This is a genomic window from Cupriavidus sp. JZ107 (genome assembly GCF_053903255.1).
Map to the genome: position 1 here is coordinate 278041 of NZ_CP096481.1, position 21598 is coordinate 299638.

Here is a 21598-nt window from a genome sequence, read left to right on the forward strand (position 1 = left end):
CCGCTGGTTGAACTAGAGAATTCCGATGAGAAAGAACGCACTCGATTTCTGGGTGGGGCTGTTCGTGGTGGCCGGCTTCGTGGCCCTGCTGTTCCTCGCGCTGAAGGCCGGCAACATGAGCGCCTTCACCTTCGAGGACACCTACACCGTGCAGGCCCGCTTCGACAATATCGGCGGGCTGAAGGCGCGCGCGCCGGTCAAGAGCGCCGGCGTGGTGGTCGGCCGCGTCGCCCAAATCAGCTTCGACGACAAGAACTACCAGGCCACGGTGACGATGCACCTGGAGCAGCGCTACCAGTTTCCCAAGGACACGTCGGCCAAGATCCTGACGTCGGGGCTGCTGGGCGAGCAATACATCGGCCTCGAAGCGGGCGGCGACACCGCAATGCTGGCCGACGGCGCACGGATCACGATGACCCAGTCGGCCGTGGTGCTGGAGAATTTGATCGGGCAGTTCCTATACAACAAGGCGGCCGATGCAGGCGGCACGGGAGCGGAGAAATGAGGGGTTTGGGAGTACACGGGCGCTGGCTGCTGGCCGGCGCGATGGCGGTCGCCCTGGCGGGCTGCGCGACGGGGCCGGACGCCAATCCGCGCGACCCGCTCGAGCCGTTCAACCGCGAAGTCAACAAGATCAACGAGGACTTCGACAAGGGCGTGATGCGCCCGATCGCGGAGGTCTATGCAGACTACGTGCCGTCGCCGGTCCGCACCGCGGTCAGCAACGTGTTCTCCAACGTCAGCGATGTCTACTCGGCGCTGAACAACCTGCTGCAGGGCAAGCCGACGCGCTTCGCCGAGGACACCATGCGGGTGGCGATCAACACGGTGCTGGGCATCGGCGGCCTGATCGACATCGCCACGCCGGCCGGCCTGCCCAAGTACAAGGAAGACTTCGGCCAGACGCTGGGCGTGTGGGGCGTGCCGCCCGGGCCGTACCTGGTGCTGCCGCTGTTCGGCCCGAGCACGGTGCGCGACACCGGCGGCATGCTGGTGGACCGGCAGGCCGACCCGACCGCCTACCTGCATCCGGTCTGGATGCGCAATACGCTGATCGGCGTGCGCGTGGTCAGCGCCCGCGCCGAACTGCTGGGCGCCAGCAGCCTGGTCGAGATGGCCGCGCTGGACCGCTACTCGTTCATGCGTGACGCCTATTTGCAGCGCCGCGAGTACCTGGTCTACGACGGCAATCCGCCGGACCGCGACGACGATGACGTCGACAGCGACGCCGAGCCCAAGCCGCCGAGCTCGGGTTCGGGCGAAAGCCTGCCGGGTCAGACCATGCCGGTGCCGCCGGTGGCGCCGTCGCTGACGCCCGGCCGGCTCGGCCTGTGAGTGCCGGCGCCGCGAGACTTGTGCGCCACTGCGGTCGACCGGCTTTGTCAGTGGCCGGTCACCGCTGCAACAAACTGTGATAACGGGTGCCAGCGCCACGCGCGCCCGGCACCATGAACTTGCCCGGGGTGGGCGCTCTCCAACGTACGCACCCCCCGCCGCCCCCGGCGGAACAAGATAGACAAGGAAAAACCATGTTCAAGCGACTGTTGCTTCCCTTCATCGCCGCCTTCGCCATGGCGGGCGCGGCCATGGCCCAGAGCGCGGATACCTCCACGCCGGACGGGCTGATCAAGGCCCTGGTGGACGACGTGATGGCCACCGTCAAGGCCGACAAGGAAATGCAGGCCGGCAGCATTCCGAAGATCACCGCGCTGGTCGAGCAGAAGATCCTGCCGAACGCCAACTTCCAGAAGACCACGCAGATCGCGATGGGCCGCAACTGGGCCAAGGCGACGCCGGAGCAGCAGAAGCAGATCGTCGAGGAGTTCAAGATGCTGCTGATCCGCACCTACGCGGGCGCCGTCTCGCAGATCCGGGACCAGACCGTGCAGTTCCGTCCGTTCCGCGCCGCGCCCGAGGACACCGAGGTGACCGTGCGCACCCAGGTGATCAACAAGGGTGAGCCGATCCAGATGGACTACCGCCTGGAAAAGACGGCGCAGGGCTGGAAGGTCTACGACATCAACGTGCTGGGCGCCTGGCTGACCGAGGCCTACAAGGGCAGCTTCAACACGATCGCCAGCCAGCAGGGCATCGAAGGCGTGATCAAGACGCTGCAGGACCGCAACCGCCAGCTGGCCAGCGCGAAGGGTTAAGACCCGTTGCGGCGCAGCACGTGGATGCTGCGCCGCGTTACAATGCCGGGTCGGTGTGCACCTTTTCGCGCACCGGCCTCTAAATCCGATCGGATTCGATCCGATCCGACCCGATTCCTTACCGACCGCCTCGATGCTTTCACTCGGAACCTCGCTGACCAACCGCAACGCCGCCGCCGTGCTGCGCGACGCGGCCGCGCGCGTGGCCCAGGGGGAAGCGCAGGTCGACTGCAGCGCGCTCGGGCAGGTCGACTCCTCGGCGGTGGCCGTGATGCTGGCGCTGCATCGCGACGCCAGCGCGCGCGGCCGGACGCTGTCCTTCGTCGGCGTGCCGCAGCAACTGGCCGCACTGGCCAGCCTGTACGGCGTCGATACGCTGCTGGCCCTGTCGCCGCAGAGCCCCGCATCGGTACCGGCGCAAGCGGTTGCCGCAACGGAGGCGGAACCCGCCGCCGAATCGGCTTCGGCATCCGGCGCCGTACCCCTCGAGCAAGCCGCCTTGCATCGACATTGAACCGGCATCCGCGGTGAGGGCAGGGCCGAGGCCTGGGCCGGCACCGTCGCGATGCCTCGGCGCCGGCCGCCAGCCCGCGCCGCGTCCCAAGCGGGGACTTCCCCGCATCCCCTATAATTCCGGGTTATTCGTTCGTCAGCACCGCCGCGCGCCAACGCGCGATGCGCCTGCCACGCCGGCAGCCGGCACGCCAGGCGGGCGACCAGTCCGGCTGCTGTCACACCCCCAGGCGGTCCCCGCCATTTCCAGGAGCCCGGCGCGGCAGCGCGACGCTCGCACGCCCGCCAGACGATATCGGCCATGAAAGCCATCGAAATCCAGGATGTCCGCAAGCGCTACCGCAATCTGCAGGCGCTCAAGGGCGTCAGCTTCAGCGTCGAGCGCGGCGAATTCTTCGGCCTGCTCGGCCCCAACGGCGCGGGCAAGACCACGCTGATCTCGATCCTCGCGGGACTGAACCGCGCCGACTCGGGCCAGGTACGCGTGCACGGCCACGACGTGGTCGGGGATTACCGGCTGGCGCGCCGCATGCTGGGCGTGGTGCCGCAGGAGCTGGTATTCGATCCGTTCTTCACGGTGCGCGAGACGCTGCGCCTGCAGTCGGGTTATTTCGGCCTGACCCGCAACGACGACTGGATCGACGAGATCATGGCCAACCTGGACCTGACCGACAAGGCCGACGCCAACATGCGCCAGTTGTCGGGCGGCATGAAGCGCCGCGTGCTGGTCGCGCAGGCGCTGGTGCATCGTCCGCCGGTGATCGTGCTCGATGAACCCACCGCAGGCGTCGACGTTGAACTGCGCCAGACGCTGTGGAAATTCATCTCCCGGCTGAACCGCGAAGGTCATACCATCATCCTGACCACCCACTATCTGGAAGAGGCCGAGGCTTTGTGCGATCGCATCGCGATGCTCAAGTTCGGCGAGGTGGTGGCGCTGGACCGCACCAGCAGCCTGCTGAGCCAGTTCGCCGGCCTGCAGCTGGTGCTGACGCTGTCGGCCGGACGCCTGCCGGCCTCGCTGGAGCCGCTGCGGATGCCCTCCAATCCGGGCGAGCGCGCGATCCGGCTGCGGCTGTCCGGCTACCAGGTAGTCGAACCGATCCTCGCGGCCTGCCGCGAGGCGGGCTGCGAAATCGAAGACATGGAAATCAACAAGGCGGACCTCGAGGACGTGTTCGTGCAGATCATGGGCAGGGAAGGGCGCAAGCCGGCTTCCGGTGACCCGGGCGCAGGCGAAGGTGCGGACGGACAAGGCAAGGGCGACGGCGGCAAGCGCGCCACGGACCCGGCCGAACCGGTCAATACCACCCCTTCCTCGCTGGAGAGCCCGGTATGAAACATCCTGCCGGACTCGATCACGCGCAACAGGACGCGCGCAACGGCGGCGGCGACGACAGCCGGCACCTGGCGCCGATGGCGGTGGGCGGCCTGGTCGGCTTTCGCACGCTGCTGTACAAGGAAGTGCTGCGCTTCTGGAAGGTCAGCTTCCAGACCGTGGCCGCGCCGGTGCTCACCGCGATCCTCTATCTGCTGATCTTCGGCCATGTGCTGGAGGACCGCGTCCAGGTCTACGACCAGATCAGCTACACCGCCTTCCTGGTGCCCGGGCTGGTGATGATGAGCATCCTGCAGAACGCGTTTGCCAACAGTTCGTCGTCGCTGATCCAGTCCAAGATCACCGGCAACCTGGTGTTCGTGCTGCTGCCGCCGCTGTCGCACTGGGAGATGTTCGGGGCCTACGTGACCGCGGCCATCGTGCGCGGGCTCGCGGTGGGACTCGGCGTGCTGCTGGTGACGGTGTGGTTCGCCGACCTGCATGTGGCCAACGTGGCGTGGATCGTCGTGTTCGCGCTGCTCGGCGCCGGCATGCTGGGCACCCTGGGACTGATCGCCGGCATCTGGGCCGAGAAGTTCGACCAGCTGGCCGCCTTCCAGAACTTCCTGATCATGCCGGCGACCTTCCTGTCCGGCGTGTTCTATTCGATTCACTCGCTGCCCGCGTTCTGGCAGAAGGTATCGCACGCCAATCCGTTCTTCTACATGATCGACGGGTTCCGCCATGGCTTCTTCGGCGTCTCCGACGTGTCGCCGTGGTTCAGCCTGGCCGTGGTCGCGAGCGCCTTCGCGGTGGTCGCGACGATCGCGCTGCGGCTGCTGCAGAGCGGCTACAAGCTGCGGCACTGATCTTGCGAGACCAGGCCGGACCGACACGCGCGAGAGCGGGACGCACACAGACGAAACGAGATTCACCATGCTGCCTACACCGGAACAAGTCAGGGACTACATCGCCCAGGGGCTGCCCTGCGAACACCTCGAAGTGGAGGGCGACGGCCAGCACTTCTTCGCCACGATCGTCAGCGCAGAGTTCGAGGGCAAGCGGCTGATCCAGCGCCATCAGCGCGTCTATGCCGCGCTTGGCGACCGCATGCGGGCCGAGATCCACGCGCTGTCGATGAAGACGCTGACGCCCGCCGAATGGCAAGGCGGGCAGGGCGACCAGGGCGGCCAGCCGGGCCGCGGCTGAGCGGCCGCGTACCTGCGTATCCCTCATGGATCAACTGCAAATACACGGCAACGGCCCGCTGCGCGGCGAGATCCGGGTGTCGGGCGCGAAGAATGCCGCGCTGCCGATCCTGTGCGCCAGCCTGCTGACGGCCGACACGCTGACGCTGCGCAATGTCCCCGGTCTGCACGACGTGCGCACCATGCTGGCGCTGCTGCGCCAGATGGGCGTGCGCATCGAACAGGACGGCACGCAGCTGGCGCTGGACGCGCGCGAGATCACCTCGCCCGAGGCGCCGTATGAAATGGTCAAGACCATGCGCGCGTCGATCCTGGTGCTCGGACCGCTGGTCGCGCGCCTGGGCGAGGCGCGGGTGTCGCTTCCCGGCGGCTGCGCCATCGGCGCGCGGCCGGTGGACCAGCACATCAAGGGCCTGCAGGCGATGGGCGCCGAGATCGCCATCGAGCACGGCTTCATCCACGCCCGCGCGCGCCGGCTCAAGGGCGCGCGCATCGTCACCGACATGATCACGGTGACGGGCACCGAGAACCTGCTGATGGCCGCCACGCTGGCCGACGGCGAGACCGTGCTGGAGAACGCCGCACGCGAGCCCGAGGTGACCGACCTGGCCAATCTTCTGGTCGCCATGGGCGCACGGATCGAAGGCATCGGCACCGACCGGCTGGTGATCCAGGGCGTCGAGCGGCTGCACGGCGCCGAGCATGCGGTGATCGCAGACCGCATCGAGGCTGGCACCTTCCTGTGTGCAGCCGCGGCGACACTGGGCGAGGTCGTGGTACGCGATGTCTCGCCTGGCATCCTCGACGCGGTGCTCGACAAGCTGGTCGAAGCCGGCGCAACGATCGAGCGCGGCGCCGACTGGGTGCGGCTGTCGATGCGCCAGCGCCCGCGCGCGGTCAGCTTCCGGACCTCCGAATATCCGGCCTTTCCGACCGACATGCAGGCGCAGTTCATGGCGCTCGATTGCGTGGCCGATGGCGCCGCGCGCGTCACCGAGACGATCTTCGAGAACCGCTTCATGCACGTGCAGGAGCTGAACCGGCTCGGCGCCAATATCGCGGTCGAAGGCAATACCGCGGTGGTGACCGGCGTGCCGCGCCTGTCCGGCGCCCGCGTGATGGCGACCGACCTGCGCGCCTCGGCCAGCCTGGTGATTGCCGGCCTGATCGCCGACGGCGAAACGGTGATCGACCGCATCTATCATCTGGACCGCGGCTATGACCGCATGGAAGACAAGCTGTCGGCAGTCGGTGCGCGCATTCGGCGCATCGCCGGCTGACCCAGCGACGAACAAGACGATGAGCCCATCTCCGAACCAGCTGACCCTGGCCCTTTCCAAGGGCCGGATCTTTACCGAAACCATGCCGCTGCTGGCGGCCGCGGGCATCGAGGTCACCGAAGACCCGGAAACCTCCCGCAAGCTGATCCTGCCGACCACCGACCCGGACGTGCGCGTGATCATCGTGCGCGCCTCCGACGTGCCGACCTATGTGCAGTACGGCGCCGCCGACTTCGGCGTGGCCGGCAAGGACGTGCTGATGGAACACGGCATGGCCGGCCTGTATGCGCCGATCGACCTGAATATCGCGCGCTGCCGCATGTCGGTGGCGGTGCCGGCGGGCTTCGACTATGCCCGCGCGGTGCGCCAGGGCGCGCGGCTGGCGGTGGCGACCAAGTATGTGCAGACCGCGCGCGAGCACTTCGCCAAGAAGGGCGTCCACGTCGATCTGATCAAGCTGTACGGTTCGATGGAGCTCGGTCCGCTGGTTGGACTGGCCGATGCGATCGTCGACCTGGTCAGCACCGGCGGCACGCTGCGCGCCAACAATCTGGTGGAAGTCGAGGAGATCGTGCAGATCTCGTCGCGGCTGGTGATCAACCAGGCCGCGCTCAAGCTCAAGCGCGAGCGGCTGGCGCCGATCCTCGAAGCGTTTGAACGGGCCTCCGCGGCCGTGGCGTGATGCCATGGCCGACGGCCCGGGGAAGGGAATCATGAACGAACAAAGCCTGAACATTCGCCGACTGGATTCGGCCAGCGCGGACTTCCCCGTGCGGCTGCGCCAGCTGCTGGCCTTCGAGGCCGGCGAGGACGAGGCCATCGAGCGCGCCGTTGCGCAGATCCTGGCCGACGTCAAGGTGCGCGGCGATGCCGCGGTGCTGGAATACACACTGCGCTTCGATCGCGTCGAGGCGGAGTCGCTGGCCGCGCTGGAACTGTCACCGGCCGAGATGGACGCCGCGCTCGAGGAACTCGAGCCCAAGCGCCGCGCCGCGCTCGAGGCGGCCGCGGCGCGCGTGCGCGCCTACCACGAGAAGCAGAAGATCGAATGCGGCAGCCATAGCTGGGAATACGCGGAGGCCGACGGCACCGTGCTGGGCCAGAAGGTGACGCCACTCGATCGCGTCGGCCTCTATGTGCCGGGCGGCAAGGCGGCCTATCCGTCGTCGGTGCTGATGAACGCGATTCCGGCCCGCGTCGCCGGCGTCAAGGAAGTGATCATGGTGGTGCCGACCCCGGGCGGCGTGCGCAACCCGCTGGTGCTGGCCGCCGCGGCGATCGCCGGCGTCGACCGCGTGTTCACGATCGGCGGCGCGCAGGCCGTCGGCGCGCTGGCCTACGGCACCGAGACGCTGCCGCAGGTCGACAAGATCGTCGGCCCGGGCAACGCCTATGTCGCCGCGGCCAAGCGGCGCGTGTTCGGCACGGTCGGCATCGACATGATCGCCGGCCCGTCCGAGATCCTGGTGATCTGCGACGGCAGCACCGACCCGGACTGGGTGGCGATGGACCTGTTCTCGCAGGCCGAGCACGACGAGATGGCGCAGTCGATCCTGCTGTGCCCGGATGCCGGCTATCTGCTCAAGGTCGAGGACAGCATCCGCCGCCTGCTCGACGACATGCCGCGCCGCGACGTGATCGCGGCCTCGATCGGCGGCCGCGGCGCGCTGATCAAGGTCCGCGACATGGACGAGGCCTGCGACATCGCCAATGCGATCGCGCCCGAGCACCTGGAGATCTCCGCGCTCAATCCGCGCCAGTGGGCCGAGAAGATCCGCCACGCCGGCGCAATCTTCCTGGGCCAGTTCACCAGCGAATCGCTGGGCGACTACTGCGCTGGGCCGAACCACGTGTTGCCGACCTCGCGCACCGCGCGCTTCTCGTCGCCGCTGGGCGTCTATGACTTCCAGAAGCGCTCGAGCCTGATCGAGGTCAGCGAGACGGGCGCGCAGATGCTGGGCCAGATCGCGGCGGAACTGGCCTATGGCGAAGGTCTGCAGGCGCATGCCCGCAGCGCCGAATACCGCCTCAAGCGCAGTTGAATTGCCGGGCCGGTGCGCTGCCCCCGTGTGCCGCCCCCTCACTCCCCCACCGAAGAGGAAACCATGTCAGCAGTCGAGCCTTCCCTGATCGAGCGAATCATCCGTGACGACGTCCGCGCCATGGGCGCCTATCACGTGGCCGATTCGCACGGTCTGATCAAGCTCGACGCGATGGAGAACCCGTACCGGCTGCCGGCCGAGTTGCGCGAACAGCTGGGCAAGCGGCTCGCCGAGGTCGCGCTGAACCGTTATCCGGTGCCGACCAGCGAGGCGCTGCGCGCGCGGCTCAAGAGCGTGATGGACGTGCCCGCCGGCATGGAGATCCTGCTCGGCAACGGTTCGGACGAGATCATCAGCATGCTGGCGCTCGCGGTCGCACGGCCCGGCGCCAAGGTGATGGCGCCGGTGCCCGGCTTCGTGATGTATGCGATGTCGGCGCAGTTCACCGGGCTCGAATTCGTCGGCGTGCCATTGCGCGCGGACTTCACGCTGGACCGCGAGGCGATGCTGGCCGCGATGGCCGAGCACAAGCCGGCGGTGATCTATCTGGCCTATCCGAACAATCCGACCGGCACGCTGTTCGACGAGCAGGATATGGAGGCGATCGTGCGCGCCGCGCAGGGCGAGGTCTGCCACAGCGTGGTGGTGGTCGACGAGGCCTACCAGCCGTTCGCGCAGCACAGCTGGATGCCGCGGCTGCCGGAGTTCGGCAACCTGCTGGTGATGCGTACCGTGTCCAAGCTTGGCCTGGCCGGCATCCGGCTCGGCTACCTGGCCGGCGATCCGGCCTGGCTCGCGCAGATCGACAAGGTTCGCCCGCCATACAACGTCAACGTGCTGACCGAGGCGACCGCGCTGTTCGTGCTCGAGCATGTCGACGTGCTCGACGAACAGGCCGCGCAGCTGCGCGCCGAGCGCGCCAGCGTGGCCGCGGCGATGGCCGCGCACCCCGGCGTGACGGTGTTTCCGAGTGCCGGCAATTTCCTGCTGGTGCGCGTGCCCGATGCCGCGCGAATCTTCGATCGGCTGCTCGCGCGCAAGGTGCTGATCAAGAACGTGAGTAAAATGCACCCATTGCTGGCCAACTGTCTGCGCGTGACGGTCAGCACCCCCGAAGAAAATGCGCAGTTTCTCGAGGCGTTTGTCGCCTCGCTGCAGGATTAGCACCATGCGTGTTGCCGAGGTCACCCGCAATACCTCCGAGACCCAGATCCGCGTCGCGTTGAATCTGGACGGCACCGGACGCCAGCTGCTGGCTTCCGGCGTTCCCTTCCTGGACCACATGCTGGACCAGATCGCCCGCCATGGCATGTTCGACCTCGAGGTCGAGGCCAAGGGCGATACCCATATCGACGACCACCATACGGTCGAGGACGTCGGCATCACGCTGGGACAGGCGGTGGCCAAGGCCATCGGCGACAAGAAGGGCATCACCCGCTACGGGCATAGCTACGTGCCGCTGGACGAATGCCTGTCGCGCGTGGTCATCGATTTCTCGGGCCGCCCGGGGCTGGAGTTCCACGTGCCGTTCACCCGGGCACGCGTGGGCAGCTTCGATGTCGACCTGACCATCGAGTTCTTCCGCGGCTTCGTCAATCATGCCGGCGTGACGCTGCATATCGACAATCTGCGCGGCATCAATGCCCACCATCAATGCGAAACGGTATTCAAGGCCTTCGGCCGGGCGCTGCGCATGGCGGTGGAGCTGGACCCGCGCGCGGCCAACACGATTCCGTCGACCAAGGGCACGCTCTGATATCGCTACCGGCGTGATCGAGGGCCGGACAGTCCTGCCGCCGACGATCACGCGGACCGATCTCCATCGATCTCTACCGGATTCCACCACCCCCCACCGTTTCCGAGGGGACGGCCGCGCGATGCCACGGCCGTTTCCAACATCATGACTACGATTGCAATTGTGGATTACGGCATGGGCAACCTGCGCTCGGTGGCGCAGGCGCTGCGCCGTGCGGCGCCGGACGCCGATGTGCGTGTCGTCGATGCGCCCGAGGGTATCCGTGCCGCCGAGCGCGTGGTGCTGCCCGGCCAGGGCGCGATGCCCGACTGCATGGCGGCGCTGAACGCCTCCGGGCTGCGCGAGGCCGTGCTCGAGGCCGCGGACAGCAAGCCGCTGCTGGGCGTGTGCGTTGGCGAACAGATGCTGTTCGAAGCGAGCAGGGAAAGTAGGGCCGGTGCGGACAGCACGCCATGCCTGGGCCTGATGCCGGGCGAGGTGGTGCGCTTCGAGCTCGACGGCATGACGCAGCCCGACGGCTCGCGCTACAAGGTGCCGCAGATGGGCTGGAACCGCGTTCGCCAGACCCGGCCGCATCCGCTGTGGCAGGGTATTCCCGATCAGAGCTGGTTCTATTTCGTACACAGCTACTATGTGCAGCCGCGCGATTCCGCCCATACTGCCGGGGAAACCGAATATGGCGTCGTGTTTACCAGCGCGGTGGCCCGGGATAATATTTTTGCCACGCAGTTCCACCCCGAGAAGAGCGCGGCGCTTGGCTTGCAGCTCTACCGGAACTTCGTGGACTGGAAGCCCTGATTCACCAAGCCGTTCGACGCAGGCAAGGCCGGGCCGGCAGCGCCGGTCACGCCAGGACAACCTTTTTACTTCAACACGCTCGTCACGCTTATGTTGCTCATTCCGGCCATCGACCTGAAGGACGGTCAGTGTGTACGCCTCAAACAAGGCGATATGGACCAGGCCACCGTCTTCTCCGAAGAGCCCGCCGCCATGGCACGACATTGGGTGGAACAGGGCGCGCGCCGTCTGCACCTGGTCGACCTGAACGGCGCCTTCGTCGGCAAGCCCCGCAATGAGGCGGCCATCAAGGCCATCATTGCCGAGGTCGGCGAAGAGATCCCGGTCCAGCTCGGCGGAGGCATCCGCGACCTGAACACCATCGAGCGCTGGCTGGACGACGGCCTGTCGTACATCATCATCGGCACAGCCGCGGTCAAGAACCCGGGCTTCCTGAAGGACGCGTGCTCGGCGTTCGGCGGCCACATCATCGTCGGCCTCGATGCGCGCGACGGCAAGGTCGCCACCGACGGCTGGAGCAAGCTGACCGGCCACGAGGTCATCGACCTGGCGCGCAAGTACGAGGACTACGGCGTCGAGGCGATCATCTATACCGACATCGGCCGCGACGGCATGCTGCAGGGCATCAACATCGATGCGACGGTCAAGCTGGCCCAGTCGGTGTCGATCCCGGTGATCGCCAGCGGCGGCCTGTCGAACATGAGCGATATCGACCGGCTGTGCTCGGTCGAGAGCGAAGGCGTCGAAGGGGTGATCTGCGGCCGCGCGATCTACTCCGGCGACCTGAATTTCGCGGACGCGCAGGCGCTCGCGGACAAACTGGGCGCGGACAAGTAAGCCGTCGCCATTGCGCCCGGGGGGCGCTGCTGCCCGCGTCGTGCCGCACTGGCGCGCCGCGTGGCAAGGATTCCGATGCTAGCCAAACGTATCATCCCCTGCCTGGACGTGACCAATGGGCGGGTGGTCAAAGGGGTCAACTTCGTCGAATTGCGCGACGCGGGCGATCCGGTCGAGATCGCGCGCCGTTATGACGAACAGGGCGCGGACGAAATCACGTTCCTGGACATCACCGCGACCAGCGACGGCCGCGACCTGATGCTGAACATCATCGAGGCGGTGGCCTCGCAGGTCTTCATTCCGCTGACGGTCGGCGGCGGCGTGCGCACCGTCGAGGACGTGCGCCGGCTGCTCAATGCCGGCGCGGACAAGATCAGCGTCAATTCGTCGGCGATCAGCAATCCGCAGCTGGTGTCCGATGCCACCGCACGCTACGGTTCGCAGTGCATCGTGGTGGCGATCGACGCCAAGCGCAGCTCGGCACCGGGCGAGCCGCCGCGCTGGGAGGTGTTCACCCACGGCGGGCGCAAGGCGACCGGGCTCGACGCGGTCGAGTGGGCGCGCGAAATGGCGCGCCGCGGTGCCGGCGAGCTGCTGCTGACCAGCATGGACCGTGACGGCACCAGGAGCGGTTTCGATCTCGAGCTGACCCGCGCGGTCAGCGACGCGGTCGGCGTGCCGGTGATCGCCTCGGGCGGCGTCGGCGGACTGCAGGACCTGGCCGACGGCATCCGCATTGGCCATGCCGACGCGGTGCTGGCGGCGAGCATCTTCCACTACGGCCAGCACACGGTGGCCGAGGCGAAGGCATTCATGGCCCGCGAGGGCATTCCGATGCGGGTTTGACGATGCAAAAGAAGTGGCTCAACAAGGTCAAGTGGGACGATCACGGCCTGGTGCCGGTGATCGTGCAGGAAGTCGGTTCCAACGACGTGCTGATGTTCGCCTTCATGAATCGCGAGGCGCTGCAGCGCACCGTCGATCTCGGCGAGGCGGTGTTCTGGTCGCGCTCGCGCAAGCGGCTGTGGCACAAGGGCGAGGAATCGGGCCATGTGCAGAAGGTGCACGAGATCCGGCTGGACTGCGACGAGGACGTGGTACTGCTGAAGGTCACGCAGGCCGGCGACATCGCGTGTCATACCGGCCGCCATTCCTGCTTCTTCCAGAAATTCGAGGGCGACGTCGAGGACGGCGACTGGCAGACCGTCGAACCGGTGCTGAAGGACCCCTCGTCCATCTACGGCGGCAATCACTGATGAGCGACGCTTCTGCAAACCAGGCGGACGCGCTGGCCGACGTGCTGGCACGGGTGGCCGCGGTACTCGAATCGCGCAAGCCGGAACACGGCGGCGATCCCGACCAGTCCTATGTGGCGCGGCTGTTCCACAAGGGCGACGACGCGATCCTGAAGAAGATCGGCGAGGAAGCCACCGAAACCGTGATGGCGGCCAAGGACGCGCGCGCCGAGGGTCTCGCCGCGCCTGCGCTCGACAAGGTCGTCTACGAGGTCGCGGACCTGTGGTTCCACAGCATGGTGCTGCTGGCCCGCTTCGGCCTGAGCCCGGCCGACGTGGTCGCCGAACTGGCGCGCCGCGAAGGGCTGTCGGGACTGGCCGAAAAGGCGGCGCGCACGCCCGAGTCGAAGTGATCGTCGGCGCTCCTCGGCGGGCCGCGGTGTATCGTGTGGCACAGTATCGTCTGGACCGAACCGTGCGCACATGCAAGGAGGCGCAATGAGCAACGACTATCCCGGCCGCGATTATCCGGGCCAGGTGGTGCCGAGCAGCGGCGGCGCGCAGCTCGACAGCCTGCGCAAGCTGACCCACATCCTGTACGGGCTGTATGCGATTTTCTGGCTGACCGGCGGCATCACCGCGCTGATCGCGATCATCATCAACTACGTCAAGCGCGACGATGCGCGCGGCACGCTCTATGCATCGCACTTTGCGTGGCAGATCCGATCGTTCTGGTGGTCGGTCGCGTGGACCGTGCTCGGCGGCGTGCTGTTCGCCACCGTGGTCGGCATCGCGCTGGCCTTCATCGTCTGGGGCCTGTTGTCGCTGTGGATTCTTTACCGTATTGTCAAAGGCTGGTTGTATTTGAACGACAGCAAGCCGATGTACCCGGAGCAGCGTTTCTAGACGGCGCGAACTGGGCCAGGGTCGAATCCGGCTTGCCGGTGTCCTTGACTTCGCAATGAAACTTTCATGAACGCACACGAGAATTGCATCTTCTGCAAGATCGTCGCCGGCCAGATACCGTCGCGCAAGGTGTACGAGGACGCCGACATGCTGGCGTTCCACGATATCCATCCGAAGGCGCCGGTGCACTTCCTGATCATTCCGAAGGTGCATGTGAACTCGCTCGCCGACTGTGGCCCGGGCGAAGGCGACGTGCTTGCTAAAATGCTGCTCAAGGCGCCGCAGCTGGCCCAGGAACTGGGTTGCGGCAATGGCTTTCGCACCGTGATCAACACCGGTCCGGATGGCGGCCAGGAGGTCTATCACCTGCATCTGCACGTGATGGGCGGGCCGCGGACCGAATGGAAGGTCGCGCTGCCGTAGCCGCGGCAAGCCTTCAGTAGAGAATCACGTCTGGCCGCTTGCGGCGGACGAAACAGCGCCGGCTACCGTCGCCCGGCGTGCGAGCTCGGACGGAACAACGGGTCCGCGTGGCAAGGTGCCCCGCGGGGCTTCATCAGGAGCAGGAAAATGGGTTCGTTTAGCATTTGGCATTGGCTGATCGTGCTGGTGATCGTCATGCTGGTCTTCGGTACGAAGAAGCTGCGCAACATCGGCCAGGATCTGGGCGGCGCGGTCAAGGGCTTCAAGGACGGCATGAAGGACCCCAACGCCCCGGCGGGCGAGGACACTGCCACCGGTACGCCGAAGGAACTGCGCGATTCGACCACGATCGACGTGGACGCCAAGGAAAAGTCGCGCCAGCAGCAGTAATCCGACCATGCAGTCAGTCGGCGTCCGGCCCGCACGGCCCCGCATCGGCCCGGCCGTGCCCCGGTACACTGATTTCCTCCTTCCTCCCGGCAGCGGCGTGCGGCATTGCGCCCGCCCGCTGTCGGCACTGGCATTGAATCCCGCATGATCGATCTGGGCATTTCCAAGCTGGCGCTGATCGGCGCGGTCGCGCTGATCGTGATCGGGCCCGAGCGGCTGCCCAAGGTCGCCCGCACCGTCGGCGCGCTGGTCGGCCGCGCGCAACGCTATATCAGCGACGTGAAGGCGGAGGTCAGCCGCGAAGTCGAACTCGATGAGTTGCGTCGGATGCGTACCGAGTTCGAGGACGCCGCGCGCGACGTCGAGCGGACCATCCATAAAGAGGTCAACGAGCAGACGCAGTCGCTGAACGAGGCGTTGTCGGATGCGATCGCCGAGCCTGGCGCGCCCGGCGCCGGCTCGGGCGATGCGCCGGCGCCGTATGTGCCGAGCTGGGATACCGCACACAAGATGCACAACGGCCGCAAGAGCTGGCGCGTCAAGCAGGCCGCCGTGCCGAAGTGGTACAAGCGCCAGAACAATGTCCGCGGCTGGGCGCAGTCCGGCGCTGCCCGCGTCAAGCGGCACCGCCCGGCAACGCGCCCCGCGCGTTCTTTCTTCGAGTGACCATGCGGCAGTCCGCCCCGATGCCGGCGGCCGACCGGTCCGCACGTTTGTCGCGCGCCTTGCCGCGCGCGATGTCGCTTTTCTCTTCCCTGTTGTCCGCCCACCGCTGCTGAGCGGCTGCCGCCATGAGCGAATCGCGTTCTCCCGAACCCCAAGACGAATCCCAGCAGGAAACCTTCATCTCGCATCTGGTGGAGCTGCGCGAGCGCATCGTCAAGGCCGTCGCCGGCGTGCTGGTGGTATTCGTCAGCCTGGTGTACTGGGCGCCGGATATCTTCAATCTGTTTGCGCGGCCGCTGATGGAGTCGCTGCCCAAGGGCGGCAAGATGATCGTCACCGACGTGACCGGCTCGTTCTTCGTGCCGATGAAGGTCACGTTGCTGGTCGCCTTCCTGATCGCGCTGCCATGGGTGCTGTACCAGGTCTGGCAATTCGTCGCGCCCGGTCTCTATCAGCATGAGAAGCGTTTGATCATGCCGCTGGTCACCAGCAGCTATCTGCTGTTCCTGTTCGGCGTGGCGTTCGCGTACTTCCTGGTGTTTCCCACGGTGTTCCATTTCATGGCGCACTACAACGCGCCGCTGGGCGCCGAGATGTCGACCGACATCGACAAGTATCTCGGCTTCGCGATGACAACGTTCCTCGCCTTCGGCATCACGTTCGAAGTGCCGGTGGTCGTCATCGTGCTGGTGCGCTTCGGCGTGGTGGAACTGGAGAAACTCAAGCAGATCCGCCCGTATGTGATCGTTGGCGCCTTCATCATCGCGGCCATTGTCACGCCGCCCGATGTGCTGTCGCAGCTGCTGCTGGCGATTCCGCTGATCCTGCTCTACGAGCTTGGCCTGCTGATGGCCAAGGTCATCGGCCGTCCGTTGCCCAATGACGGCGCCGCAAAGGAGTCGCAAGCCGACTGATTGGTGCTACGGGGCGCAAACATTGCGTCCTTTTTGCACCAAAATGGGGAAAATCACCGTTTCTCCTGTTGCTGTTCAGCAACAAAAGCCGCCCTCAGGAACGGTTTACGACGAAAAAGCCTTCTGAGCGCGCGGGAGCCTGACACATAATACGCAGCAGACGTGATGGTGAATGCGTCGCCCAAGCACTTGGGCAACCCAAGATTTCCCAATCAGTTGACAAGGAAAGTGTCGATATGAAGATGAAACTGTTTGCAGCTGCAGTCGCCGCCCTGGCCGCTGGTGGTGCCTACGCCCAGTCGAGCGTGACCCTGTACGGCGTGGTCGACGCTGGTATCGAGTACAACAACAACGCTGGTCAGACGGGCGAAAACCTGTTCAAGATGACGTCCGGCGGCCAGTCGGGCTCGCGTTGGGGCCTGCGTGGCGTGGAAGACCTGGGCGGTGGCCTGAAGGGTCTGTTCGTGCTGGAAAGCGGTTTCGATCTCGACACCGGCCGTTCGGGCCAAGGTGGCCGTCTGTTCGGTCGTAGCGCCTACGTCGGTCTGCAGAACCAGTTCGGCACCCTGACCCTGGGCCGTCAACAGACCCCGTTCTACGACTTCGGTCTGCAGTTCGACCCGATGGCGATCGCTCCGCGTTACTCGATCACCTCGCAAGCTGTCGAGTTCCAATCGCGTGCTGACAACGCCGTCAAGTACGTCGGCAAGTTCGGCGGCCTGACCGCGTCGGCAATGTACTCGTTCCGCGCTGACGGCCAAGAAGTTGCTGGCCGCAACGTGTTCGGCCGCGAAATGGGCGCCATGCTGTCGTACGCAGCTGGTCCGTTCGCGATCGGTGCTGCCTACGACGACCTGCACGTCGGTACCGAAGCTAACCAGGCTCCGGTGATCCGCCGCGCTACGGTTGCTGGTACCTACGCTTTCGGTCCGGCCAAGGCGTTCGTTGGCTACCGTTGGGCGAAGGCTTCGGACGGCGCTGTTCTGCCGGGCGCTGTTGGTGCTGACACCACGACGTCGAACCTGTACTGGGCTGGCCTGGCGTACCAAATGACCCCGGCCTTCTCGGTCACGGGTGCTGCGTACTACCAGGACTTCCGCCGCAGCGGTGCTGATCCGTGGCAATTCGTGCTGACCGGCGACTACGCTCTGTCGAAGCGCACCGACATCTACACCTCGCTGTCGTACACCCTGAACAAGGATGGTTCGGCTCTGGGCGTGTCGGGCTTCAACACCGCCGCTACCGCCACCGCGCCTGCCACGTTCAACGTGGAGCCGGGCAAGGACCAGTTCGGTGCCATCATCGGCGTGCGCCACAAGTTCTAATTTGACGCGAGCAATCGCATCAAGTTAGCTTGATCGAAACGCCGGCATCCTTCGGGATGCCGGCGTTTTGTTTTGTAGGGTCCGTTTTGTCAGGTCCGGATCTGCAGGATCGGGCGCTGCGAAGCGCGCTATGCAAGCGGCGCGCTGCCCCGCCGAAGTGCTCTAGCTGTGGATTGCAGTCGACGAGCAGACGAACAGGCGGCGGCATGCTGTCGGGCTCCAACCGTCTCCTGGCATCTCCACGCTGGCGTCGACGTTTAGCCGAACGCCTGTCGGTGCGGCCGCATCGCCTTCATCGGTGCCCCAACGCATGGCTGGGTTCGGTGTGGGGGCAGGGGAGCGGGAAGACCGGCTCTGCGCCATCAGCACGCGCATCTCGAAAGATCGCGCGGCGTACGCCTTACCGATCGGCAATCCGAATGGCAATCCATACCGCTCGGCTCATCCACGATCGGTAGACGCCAATAAAAAAGCCCCTTGGCAAACACCAAGGGGCTTTTGTTCGACCGCCGACGGGAAGGGAGGATCCTCCTCAATCTTCCTCGTCGTACGGCAACACACGCCGCGGCGGCGGAGGACGCTTGCCGATCATCACCGTGACTTCGGTCGGCTTGCCGCGGCGTACGACCTTCATCTTGACTTCCGTGCCCGGCTTGAGCTGCGCGATCGCATTGAGCAGTGCCGTGGTATCGGTGATCGGTTGATCCTGCACGGCGACCAGCACGTCTCCCGGACGCACGCCGGCCTTGTCGGCGGGGCCGCCCTGGACAATCGCGGCGATCAGCGCGCCTTCCTTCGCTTCGAGCCCGAACGACTCGGCGATCTCCGGCGTCATGTCCTGCGGCTCGACCCCGATCCAGCCGCGCGTCACCGAACCGGTCGAAATGATCGACTCCATTACCTGCTTGGCGGTCGACACCGGAATCGCGAAGCCGATCCCCAGCGAACCACCCGAGCGCGAGTAGATTGCCGTATTGATGCCCAGCAGATTGCCCTGCGCGTCGACCAGCGCGCCGCCCGAGTTGCCCGGGTTGATCGCGGCGTCGGTCTGGATGAAGTTTTCGAAGGTGTTGATGCCGAGGTGGCTGCGGCCCAGCGCCGACACGATGCCCATCGTCACCGTCTGGCCCACGCCGAACGGGTTGCCGATCGCCAGCACCACATCGCCGACCTTGACGTTCTCGAGGCGCCCCAGCGTGATCGCCGGCAGATCCGTCAGCGTGATCTTGAGCACCGCCAGGTCCGTTTCCGGGTCCGAGCCCACGACCTTGGCGTTGGCCTTGCGGCCATCGGTCAGCGCGACCTCGATCTCGTCGGCGCCGTCCACCACATGATGGTTGGTTAGAATGTAGCCCTCGGCGCTGACGATCACCCCCGAGCCCAGGCTCGATACCGGCTCCTGCCGCTCGGGCAGCCGGTCACCGAAGAAGAAGCGGAACCACGGATCGTCGGCCTGCGGATTGCCCCGGCGCGCGCCGTTCTTGCTGGTGAAGATGTTGACTACCGCCGGCATTGCCAACTGCGCCGCCTCGCTATACGAGCGTTCCGCCGATGGTCCGGTGACATTCGGCACCACTTCCTTGAGCGCGACGATCGGCGAACCGGATTGGACCGCGACGCGCCCGCGTTGCAGCCAATCCGGTTTCAACGTCGCCACGACAAACCAGATGGCCAGCACAACCGTGACGGCCTGGGCAAAGAACAGCCAGAAGCGGCGCAACATATTGGAGTTTGGGCTGAAAATGAAAACAAAAGAGCTTGAATTGTACTTGAACGACCTGTTGGAGGTCCCCCGCTACAAGGACTATTGTCCGAACGGTCTGCAAGTACAAGGTCGGCCGGAAGTCACTCATATCGTGACCGGAGTGACCGCCAGTGTTGCTCTGCTCGATGCCGCGATCGAAGCCGGTGCCGATGCCATCCTGGTCCATCACGGTTATTTCTGGCGCGGCGAGGATGCCCGCGTGATCGGCCAAAAGCATGGCCGGCTGCGCCGCCTGCTGGTGTCCGACACCAATCTGCTGGCCTACCACCTGCCGCTCGACGGCCATCCCGAACTAGGCAACAACGCCCAACTGGGACGCGAGCTCGGCTTGAATCCGACCGGACGTTTCGGCGACGATCAGCTCGGCTGGACCGGCACGCTGCCGCAGTCGATGACGCTGCGCATGCTGGCCGACCACATCGCCGGCGTGCTTGGCCGCGAGCCGCTGGCGATCGGCGATCCCGATCAGCCGGTACGCACGGTGGGCTGGTGTACCGGCGGCGCGCAAGGCTATTTCGACGGAGCGATTGCCGCGGGAGTCGATGTCTATCTGAGCGGCGAGGTGTCGGAGCAGACCACGCATCTGGCGCGCGAGAGCGGCGTCGGCTATATCGCCGCCGGCCATCACGCCACCGAGCGCTACGGCATCCGCGCGCTCGGCACCCATCTGGCGCAGCAGTTCGGCCTGCGCCATACCTTCATCGACATTCCGAACCCGGTATAAAGCGGGCTTTCTCGGCCGGCTTTCTCACCGGGCGCCGGCCGTGAGGCCGGTACCGACTGCACTTAGGCGCGGCTGCTCTTCAGGCTGTCGCGGATCTCGCGCAGCAGCTTGATGTCTTCCGGATCCTCGGGCGCCGGTGCCGGCGGTTCGGCGGCGCGCAGGCGATTGATCGCACGTACCATCATGAAAATGATGAAGGCCAGGATCAGGAAGTTGACCAGGATGGTCAGGAAGTTGCCGTAGGCGAATACCGGCACGCCGGCCTTTTTCAAGGCATCGAGCGTCATTGGCGTTCCCGCTGGGGGATCCGACAACACCAGAAACAGATTGGAAAAGTCCAGTTTGCCGATGATGCGGCCCACCAGGGGCATGATCAGGTCATTGACCACGGAATCCACGATTTTTCCGAAAGCTGCGCCGATAATCACGCCGACCGCGAGGTCGACCACGTTGCCGCGCATCGCGAAGGTCTTGAATTCCGACATCATGCTCATGGCTTAACTCCTTGCTGTTGTTCATTTTTCACCACGGACCGCAGCGCAAGACTGCCGCAACGATGCCGCAAACGCAAGCCTGATGCGGCTTTGCGGCAGACTGATGTCGCTCCCCTACACCCTGGCGCGATGACCGAACACCCCCGGGTAACCGCGCTTTCACTGGCCAATGTGCCTAAGGTACAATTTACGGTTGACGCAAAATCTAAATTGACTTCCCCTGGGGTTTGGAATGAGTGACCAGCAAAGCGTGAAGAGCGTGGATAAGGGGCGTCGCAATTGGTTGATCGCGACGTCTGTGGCTGGCGGCATCGGAGGAGTGGCAGTTGCGGTGCCGTTTGTCAGTACGTTTGCACCGTCGGAAAAGGCCAAGGCGGCAGGCGCGCCGGTCGAGGCCGACATCAGCGGGCTCAAGCCCGGCGAAATGATGACGGTCGAATGGCGCGGCAAGCCCGTCTGGATTCTGCGTCGCACCGACGAAATGCTGGCGTCGCTGAAAAAGACCGACGCCGAAGTGGCCGACCCGGACTCGGAAATCCCGTTCACGATGGAGACCCCCGAGTACTGCAGGAACGAAACCCGTTCCCGGCCCGAGCACAAGGACATTCTCGTCGTCGTCGGTATCTGTTCCCATCTCGGTTGCTCCCCGTCCGGCCCGTTCGCGGCTGGCGCCAATCCCACCCTCGGTTCCGACCCCGGTTTTCTCTGCCCGTGCCACGGCTCGACCTTCGACCTGGCAGGCCGCGTCTTCAAGAACAAGCCGGCACCCCAGAACCTTGACGTTCCCCCATACCAGTTCCTCACCGACACCACGATCGTGATCGGCAAAGACGAAAAAGGAGAGGCTTGAT

General features: G+C 65.7%; 26 protein-coding genes and 1 pseudogene. 25 read left to right on the forward strand and 2 right to left on the reverse strand.

The features are described 5' to 3' along the window. Nucleotides 1–25: 25 nt before the first annotated feature. The 23 genes and pseudogenes from mlaD to M1D55_RS10965 all read left to right on the forward strand — a co-directional run bounded on the left by mlaD (nucleotide 26) and on the right by M1D55_RS10965 (nucleotide 17764). Nucleotides 26–505, forward strand: a complete 480-nt coding sequence (mlaD, locus tag M1D55_RS10855) for an outer membrane lipid asymmetry maintenance protein MlaD (protein ID WP_006575761.1) — start codon at nucleotides 26–28, stop codon at nucleotides 503–505. Continuing rightward, nucleotides 502–1335: an MlaA family lipoprotein gene (locus M1D55_RS10860; protein ID WP_043436571.1), complete on the forward strand. Its 834-nt coding sequence runs from the start codon at nucleotides 502–504 to the stop codon at nucleotides 1333–1335. Before mlaD ends, M1D55_RS10860 begins: the two co-directional genes overlap by 4 nt. Nucleotides 1336–1529: 194 nt before the next feature. Beyond that, the gene (locus tag M1D55_RS10865) at nucleotides 1530–2153 is read left to right on the forward strand and encodes an MlaC/ttg2D family ABC transporter substrate-binding protein (protein ID WP_006575763.1); all 624 of its coding nucleotides are present in this window, start codon (nucleotides 1530–1532) and stop codon (nucleotides 2151–2153) included. Between the two features lie 133 nt (nucleotides 2154–2286). Further along, nucleotides 2287–2562: pseudogene (locus M1D55_RS10870) on the forward strand (STAS domain-containing protein); the annotation flags it as partial. A gap of 405 nt (nucleotides 2563–2967) precedes the next feature. Continuing rightward, entirely contained in the window at nucleotides 2968–4005 is a 1038-nt protein-coding gene (locus M1D55_RS10875) for an ABC transporter ATP-binding protein (protein WP_456282157.1), read from the forward strand. A 77-nt stretch (nucleotides 4006–4082) separates the two neighbouring features. Then, on the forward strand, nucleotides 4083–4853 hold the full coding sequence (locus M1D55_RS10880) for an ABC transporter permease (protein ID WP_043436578.1): 771 nt from the start codon (nucleotides 4083–4085) through the stop codon (nucleotides 4851–4853). 67 nt (nucleotides 4854–4920) lie between these two features. Next, the gene (locus M1D55_RS10885) at nucleotides 4921–5193 is read left to right on the forward strand and encodes a BolA family protein (RefSeq protein ID WP_006575767.1); all 273 of its coding nucleotides are present in this window, start codon (nucleotides 4921–4923) and stop codon (nucleotides 5191–5193) included. Nucleotides 5194–5218: 25 nt separating this feature from the next. Then, nucleotides 5219–6472, forward strand: a complete 1254-nt coding sequence (gene murA / locus M1D55_RS10890) for a UDP-N-acetylglucosamine 1-carboxyvinyltransferase (RefSeq protein ID WP_456282158.1) — start codon at nucleotides 5219–5221, stop codon at nucleotides 6470–6472. Nucleotides 6473–6491: 19 nt separating this feature from the next. Continuing rightward, nucleotides 6492–7154 (forward strand): ATP phosphoribosyltransferase, encoded by a 663-nt coding sequence (gene hisG / locus M1D55_RS10895; protein ID WP_006575769.1) that lies wholly within the window; start codon nucleotides 6492–6494, stop codon nucleotides 7152–7154. 31 nt (nucleotides 7155–7185) lie between these two features. Beyond that, nucleotides 7186–8514, forward strand: coding sequence for a histidinol dehydrogenase (gene hisD / locus M1D55_RS10900; RefSeq protein WP_456282159.1), 1329 nt, complete (start codon nucleotides 7186–7188; stop codon nucleotides 8512–8514). A 63-nt stretch (nucleotides 8515–8577) separates the two neighbouring features. Then, the gene (hisC, locus tag M1D55_RS10905) at nucleotides 8578–9678 is read left to right on the forward strand and encodes a histidinol-phosphate transaminase (protein WP_456282160.1); all 1101 of its coding nucleotides are present in this window, start codon (nucleotides 8578–8580) and stop codon (nucleotides 9676–9678) included. 4 nt (nucleotides 9679–9682) lie between these two features. Further along, entirely contained in the window at nucleotides 9683–10270 is a 588-nt protein-coding gene (hisB, locus tag M1D55_RS10910; protein WP_006575772.1) for an imidazoleglycerol-phosphate dehydratase HisB, read from the forward strand. A 144-nt stretch (nucleotides 10271–10414) separates the two neighbouring features. Continuing rightward, nucleotides 10415–11068, forward strand: coding sequence for an imidazole glycerol phosphate synthase subunit HisH (gene hisH, locus M1D55_RS10915; RefSeq protein ID WP_023263297.1), 654 nt, complete (start codon nucleotides 10415–10417; stop codon nucleotides 11066–11068). A 90-nt stretch (nucleotides 11069–11158) separates the two neighbouring features. Then, the gene (gene hisA / locus M1D55_RS10920; RefSeq protein ID WP_006575774.1) at nucleotides 11159–11905 is read left to right on the forward strand and encodes a 1-(5-phosphoribosyl)-5-[(5-phosphoribosylamino)methylideneamino]imidazole-4-carboxamide isomerase; all 747 of its coding nucleotides are present in this window, start codon (nucleotides 11159–11161) and stop codon (nucleotides 11903–11905) included. Between the two features lie 75 nt (nucleotides 11906–11980). Beyond that, nucleotides 11981–12751, forward strand: coding sequence for an imidazole glycerol phosphate synthase subunit HisF (gene hisF, locus M1D55_RS10925; RefSeq protein WP_006575775.1), 771 nt, complete (start codon nucleotides 11981–11983; stop codon nucleotides 12749–12751). A gap of 2 nt (nucleotides 12752–12753) precedes the next feature. After that, complete coding sequence (gene hisI / locus M1D55_RS10930; RefSeq protein WP_456282161.1) at nucleotides 12754–13161, forward strand: phosphoribosyl-AMP cyclohydrolase; 408 nt, start codon at nucleotides 12754–12756, stop codon at nucleotides 13159–13161. Then, a complete protein-coding gene (locus tag M1D55_RS10935) occupies nucleotides 13161–13553 on the forward strand; it encodes a phosphoribosyl-ATP diphosphatase (protein WP_232206323.1) in 393 nt (130 codons plus the stop codon). Before hisI ends, M1D55_RS10935 begins: the two co-directional genes overlap by 1 nt. An 85-nt stretch (nucleotides 13554–13638) precedes the next feature. Further along, nucleotides 13639–14046, forward strand: coding sequence for a DUF4870 family protein (locus M1D55_RS10940; RefSeq protein WP_232206324.1), 408 nt, complete (start codon nucleotides 13639–13641; stop codon nucleotides 14044–14046). 66 nt (nucleotides 14047–14112) lie between these two features. Next, nucleotides 14113–14469: a histidine triad nucleotide-binding protein gene (locus M1D55_RS10945; RefSeq protein ID WP_006575779.1), complete on the forward strand. Its 357-nt coding sequence runs from the start codon at nucleotides 14113–14115 to the stop codon at nucleotides 14467–14469. A gap of 147 nt (nucleotides 14470–14616) precedes the next feature. Beyond that, the gene (gene tatA / locus M1D55_RS10950) at nucleotides 14617–14859 is read left to right on the forward strand and encodes a Sec-independent protein translocase subunit TatA (RefSeq protein WP_006575780.1); all 243 of its coding nucleotides are present in this window, start codon (nucleotides 14617–14619) and stop codon (nucleotides 14857–14859) included. A gap of 144 nt (nucleotides 14860–15003) precedes the next feature. After that, nucleotides 15004–15525: a Sec-independent protein translocase protein TatB gene (gene tatB / locus M1D55_RS10955; protein ID WP_006575781.1), complete on the forward strand. Its 522-nt coding sequence runs from the start codon at nucleotides 15004–15006 to the stop codon at nucleotides 15523–15525. Nucleotides 15526–15650: 125 nt separating this feature from the next. Beyond that, complete coding sequence (tatC, locus tag M1D55_RS10960) at nucleotides 15651–16439, forward strand: twin-arginine translocase subunit TatC (RefSeq protein WP_006575782.1); 789 nt, start codon at nucleotides 15651–15653, stop codon at nucleotides 16437–16439. 236 nt (nucleotides 16440–16675) lie between these two features. After that, nucleotides 16676–17764 carry a porin gene (locus M1D55_RS10965; RefSeq protein WP_006575783.1) on the forward strand — a complete coding sequence of 363 codons (1089 nt, stop codon included), beginning with the start codon at nucleotides 16676–16678 and terminating at the stop codon, nucleotides 17762–17764. Nucleotides 17765–18296: 532 nt separating this feature from the next. Here the strand turns inward: M1D55_RS10965 and M1D55_RS10970 are convergent. Then, nucleotides 18297–19487: a Do family serine endopeptidase gene (locus tag M1D55_RS10970; RefSeq protein ID WP_006575784.1), complete on the reverse strand. Its 1191-nt coding sequence runs from the start codon at nucleotides 19485–19487 to the stop codon at nucleotides 18297–18299. A 19-nt stretch (nucleotides 19488–19506) separates the two neighbouring features. Between M1D55_RS10970 and M1D55_RS10975 the strand changes: the two genes are divergently transcribed. Beyond that, nucleotides 19507–20253, forward strand: a complete 747-nt coding sequence (locus tag M1D55_RS10975) for a Nif3-like dinuclear metal center hexameric protein (protein WP_053822642.1) — start codon at nucleotides 19507–19509, stop codon at nucleotides 20251–20253. A 62-nt stretch (nucleotides 20254–20315) separates the two neighbouring features. Here M1D55_RS10975 and mscL read toward each other — a convergent pair whose 3' ends face one another. Next, nucleotides 20316–20747, reverse strand: coding sequence for a large conductance mechanosensitive channel protein MscL (mscL, locus tag M1D55_RS10980; RefSeq protein WP_064577018.1), 432 nt, complete (start codon nucleotides 20745–20747; stop codon nucleotides 20316–20318). A 232-nt stretch (nucleotides 20748–20979) separates the two neighbouring features. Between mscL and petA the strand changes: the two genes are divergently transcribed. Next, nucleotides 20980–21597 carry a ubiquinol-cytochrome c reductase iron-sulfur subunit gene (gene petA, locus M1D55_RS10985; RefSeq protein WP_023263298.1) on the forward strand — a complete coding sequence of 206 codons (618 nt, stop codon included), beginning with the start codon at nucleotides 20980–20982 and terminating at the stop codon, nucleotides 21595–21597. Nucleotide 21598: the final 1 nt, after the last annotated feature.

Excerpts from the sequence above, each read along its gene's own strand:
- mscL (WP_064577018.1), bottom strand. The coding sequence starts at position 20,747 with ATGAGCATGATGTCGGAATTCAAGACCTTCGCGATGCGCGGCAACGTG.
- tatA (WP_006575780.1), top strand. The coding sequence starts at position 14,617 with ATGGGTTCGTTTAGCATTTGGCATTGGCTGATCGTGCTGGTGATCGTC.
- M1D55_RS10875 (WP_456282157.1), top strand. The coding sequence starts at position 2,968 with ATGAAAGCCATCGAAATCCAGGATGTCCGCAAGCGCTACCGCAATCTG.
- M1D55_RS10935 (WP_232206323.1), top strand. The coding sequence starts at position 13,161 with ATGAGCGACGCTTCTGCAAACCAGGCGGACGCGCTGGCCGACGTGCTG.
- murA (WP_456282158.1), top strand. The coding sequence starts at position 5,219 with ATGGATCAACTGCAAATACACGGCAACGGCCCGCTGCGCGGCGAGATC.
- M1D55_RS10880 (WP_043436578.1), top strand. The coding sequence starts at position 4,083 with ATGGCGGTGGGCGGCCTGGTCGGCTTTCGCACGCTGCTGTACAAGGAA.
- mlaD (WP_006575761.1), top strand. The coding sequence starts at position 26 with ATGAGAAAGAACGCACTCGATTTCTGGGTGGGGCTGTTCGTGGTGGCC.
- hisF (WP_006575775.1), top strand. The coding sequence starts at position 11,981 with ATGCTAGCCAAACGTATCATCCCCTGCCTGGACGTGACCAATGGGCGG.
- hisD (WP_456282159.1), top strand. The coding sequence starts at position 7,186 with ATGAACGAACAAAGCCTGAACATTCGCCGACTGGATTCGGCCAGCGCG.
- M1D55_RS10970 (WP_006575784.1), bottom strand. The coding sequence starts at position 19,487 with ATGTTGCGCCGCTTCTGGCTGTTCTTTGCCCAGGCCGTCACGGTTGTG.
- hisI (WP_456282161.1), top strand. The coding sequence starts at position 12,754 with ATGCAAAAGAAGTGGCTCAACAAGGTCAAGTGGGACGATCACGGCCTG.
- M1D55_RS10860 (WP_043436571.1), top strand. The coding sequence starts at position 502 with ATGAGGGGTTTGGGAGTACACGGGCGCTGGCTGCTGGCCGGCGCGATG.
- M1D55_RS10945 (WP_006575779.1), top strand. The coding sequence starts at position 14,113 with ATGAACGCACACGAGAATTGCATCTTCTGCAAGATCGTCGCCGGCCAG.
- hisB (WP_006575772.1), top strand. The coding sequence starts at position 9,683 with ATGCGTGTTGCCGAGGTCACCCGCAATACCTCCGAGACCCAGATCCGC.
- M1D55_RS10885 (WP_006575767.1), top strand. The coding sequence starts at position 4,921 with ATGCTGCCTACACCGGAACAAGTCAGGGACTACATCGCCCAGGGGCTG.
- hisC (WP_456282160.1), top strand. The coding sequence starts at position 8,578 with ATGTCAGCAGTCGAGCCTTCCCTGATCGAGCGAATCATCCGTGACGAC.
- M1D55_RS10865 (WP_006575763.1), top strand. The coding sequence starts at position 1,530 with ATGTTCAAGCGACTGTTGCTTCCCTTCATCGCCGCCTTCGCCATGGCG.
- hisH (WP_023263297.1), top strand. The coding sequence starts at position 10,415 with ATGACTACGATTGCAATTGTGGATTACGGCATGGGCAACCTGCGCTCG.
- hisA (WP_006575774.1), top strand. The coding sequence starts at position 11,159 with ATGTTGCTCATTCCGGCCATCGACCTGAAGGACGGTCAGTGTGTACGC.
- hisG (WP_006575769.1), top strand. The coding sequence starts at position 6,492 with ATGAGCCCATCTCCGAACCAGCTGACCCTGGCCCTTTCCAAGGGCCGG.
- petA (WP_023263298.1), top strand. The coding sequence starts at position 20,980 with ATGAGTGACCAGCAAAGCGTGAAGAGCGTGGATAAGGGGCGTCGCAAT.
- tatC (WP_006575782.1), top strand. The coding sequence starts at position 15,651 with ATGAGCGAATCGCGTTCTCCCGAACCCCAAGACGAATCCCAGCAGGAA.
- tatB (WP_006575781.1), top strand. The coding sequence starts at position 15,004 with ATGATCGATCTGGGCATTTCCAAGCTGGCGCTGATCGGCGCGGTCGCG.
- M1D55_RS10940 (WP_232206324.1), top strand. The coding sequence starts at position 13,639 with ATGAGCAACGACTATCCCGGCCGCGATTATCCGGGCCAGGTGGTGCCG.
- M1D55_RS10975 (WP_053822642.1), top strand. The coding sequence starts at position 19,507 with ATGAAAACAAAAGAGCTTGAATTGTACTTGAACGACCTGTTGGAGGTC.
- M1D55_RS10965 (WP_006575783.1), top strand. The coding sequence starts at position 16,676 with ATGAAGATGAAACTGTTTGCAGCTGCAGTCGCCGCCCTGGCCGCTGGT.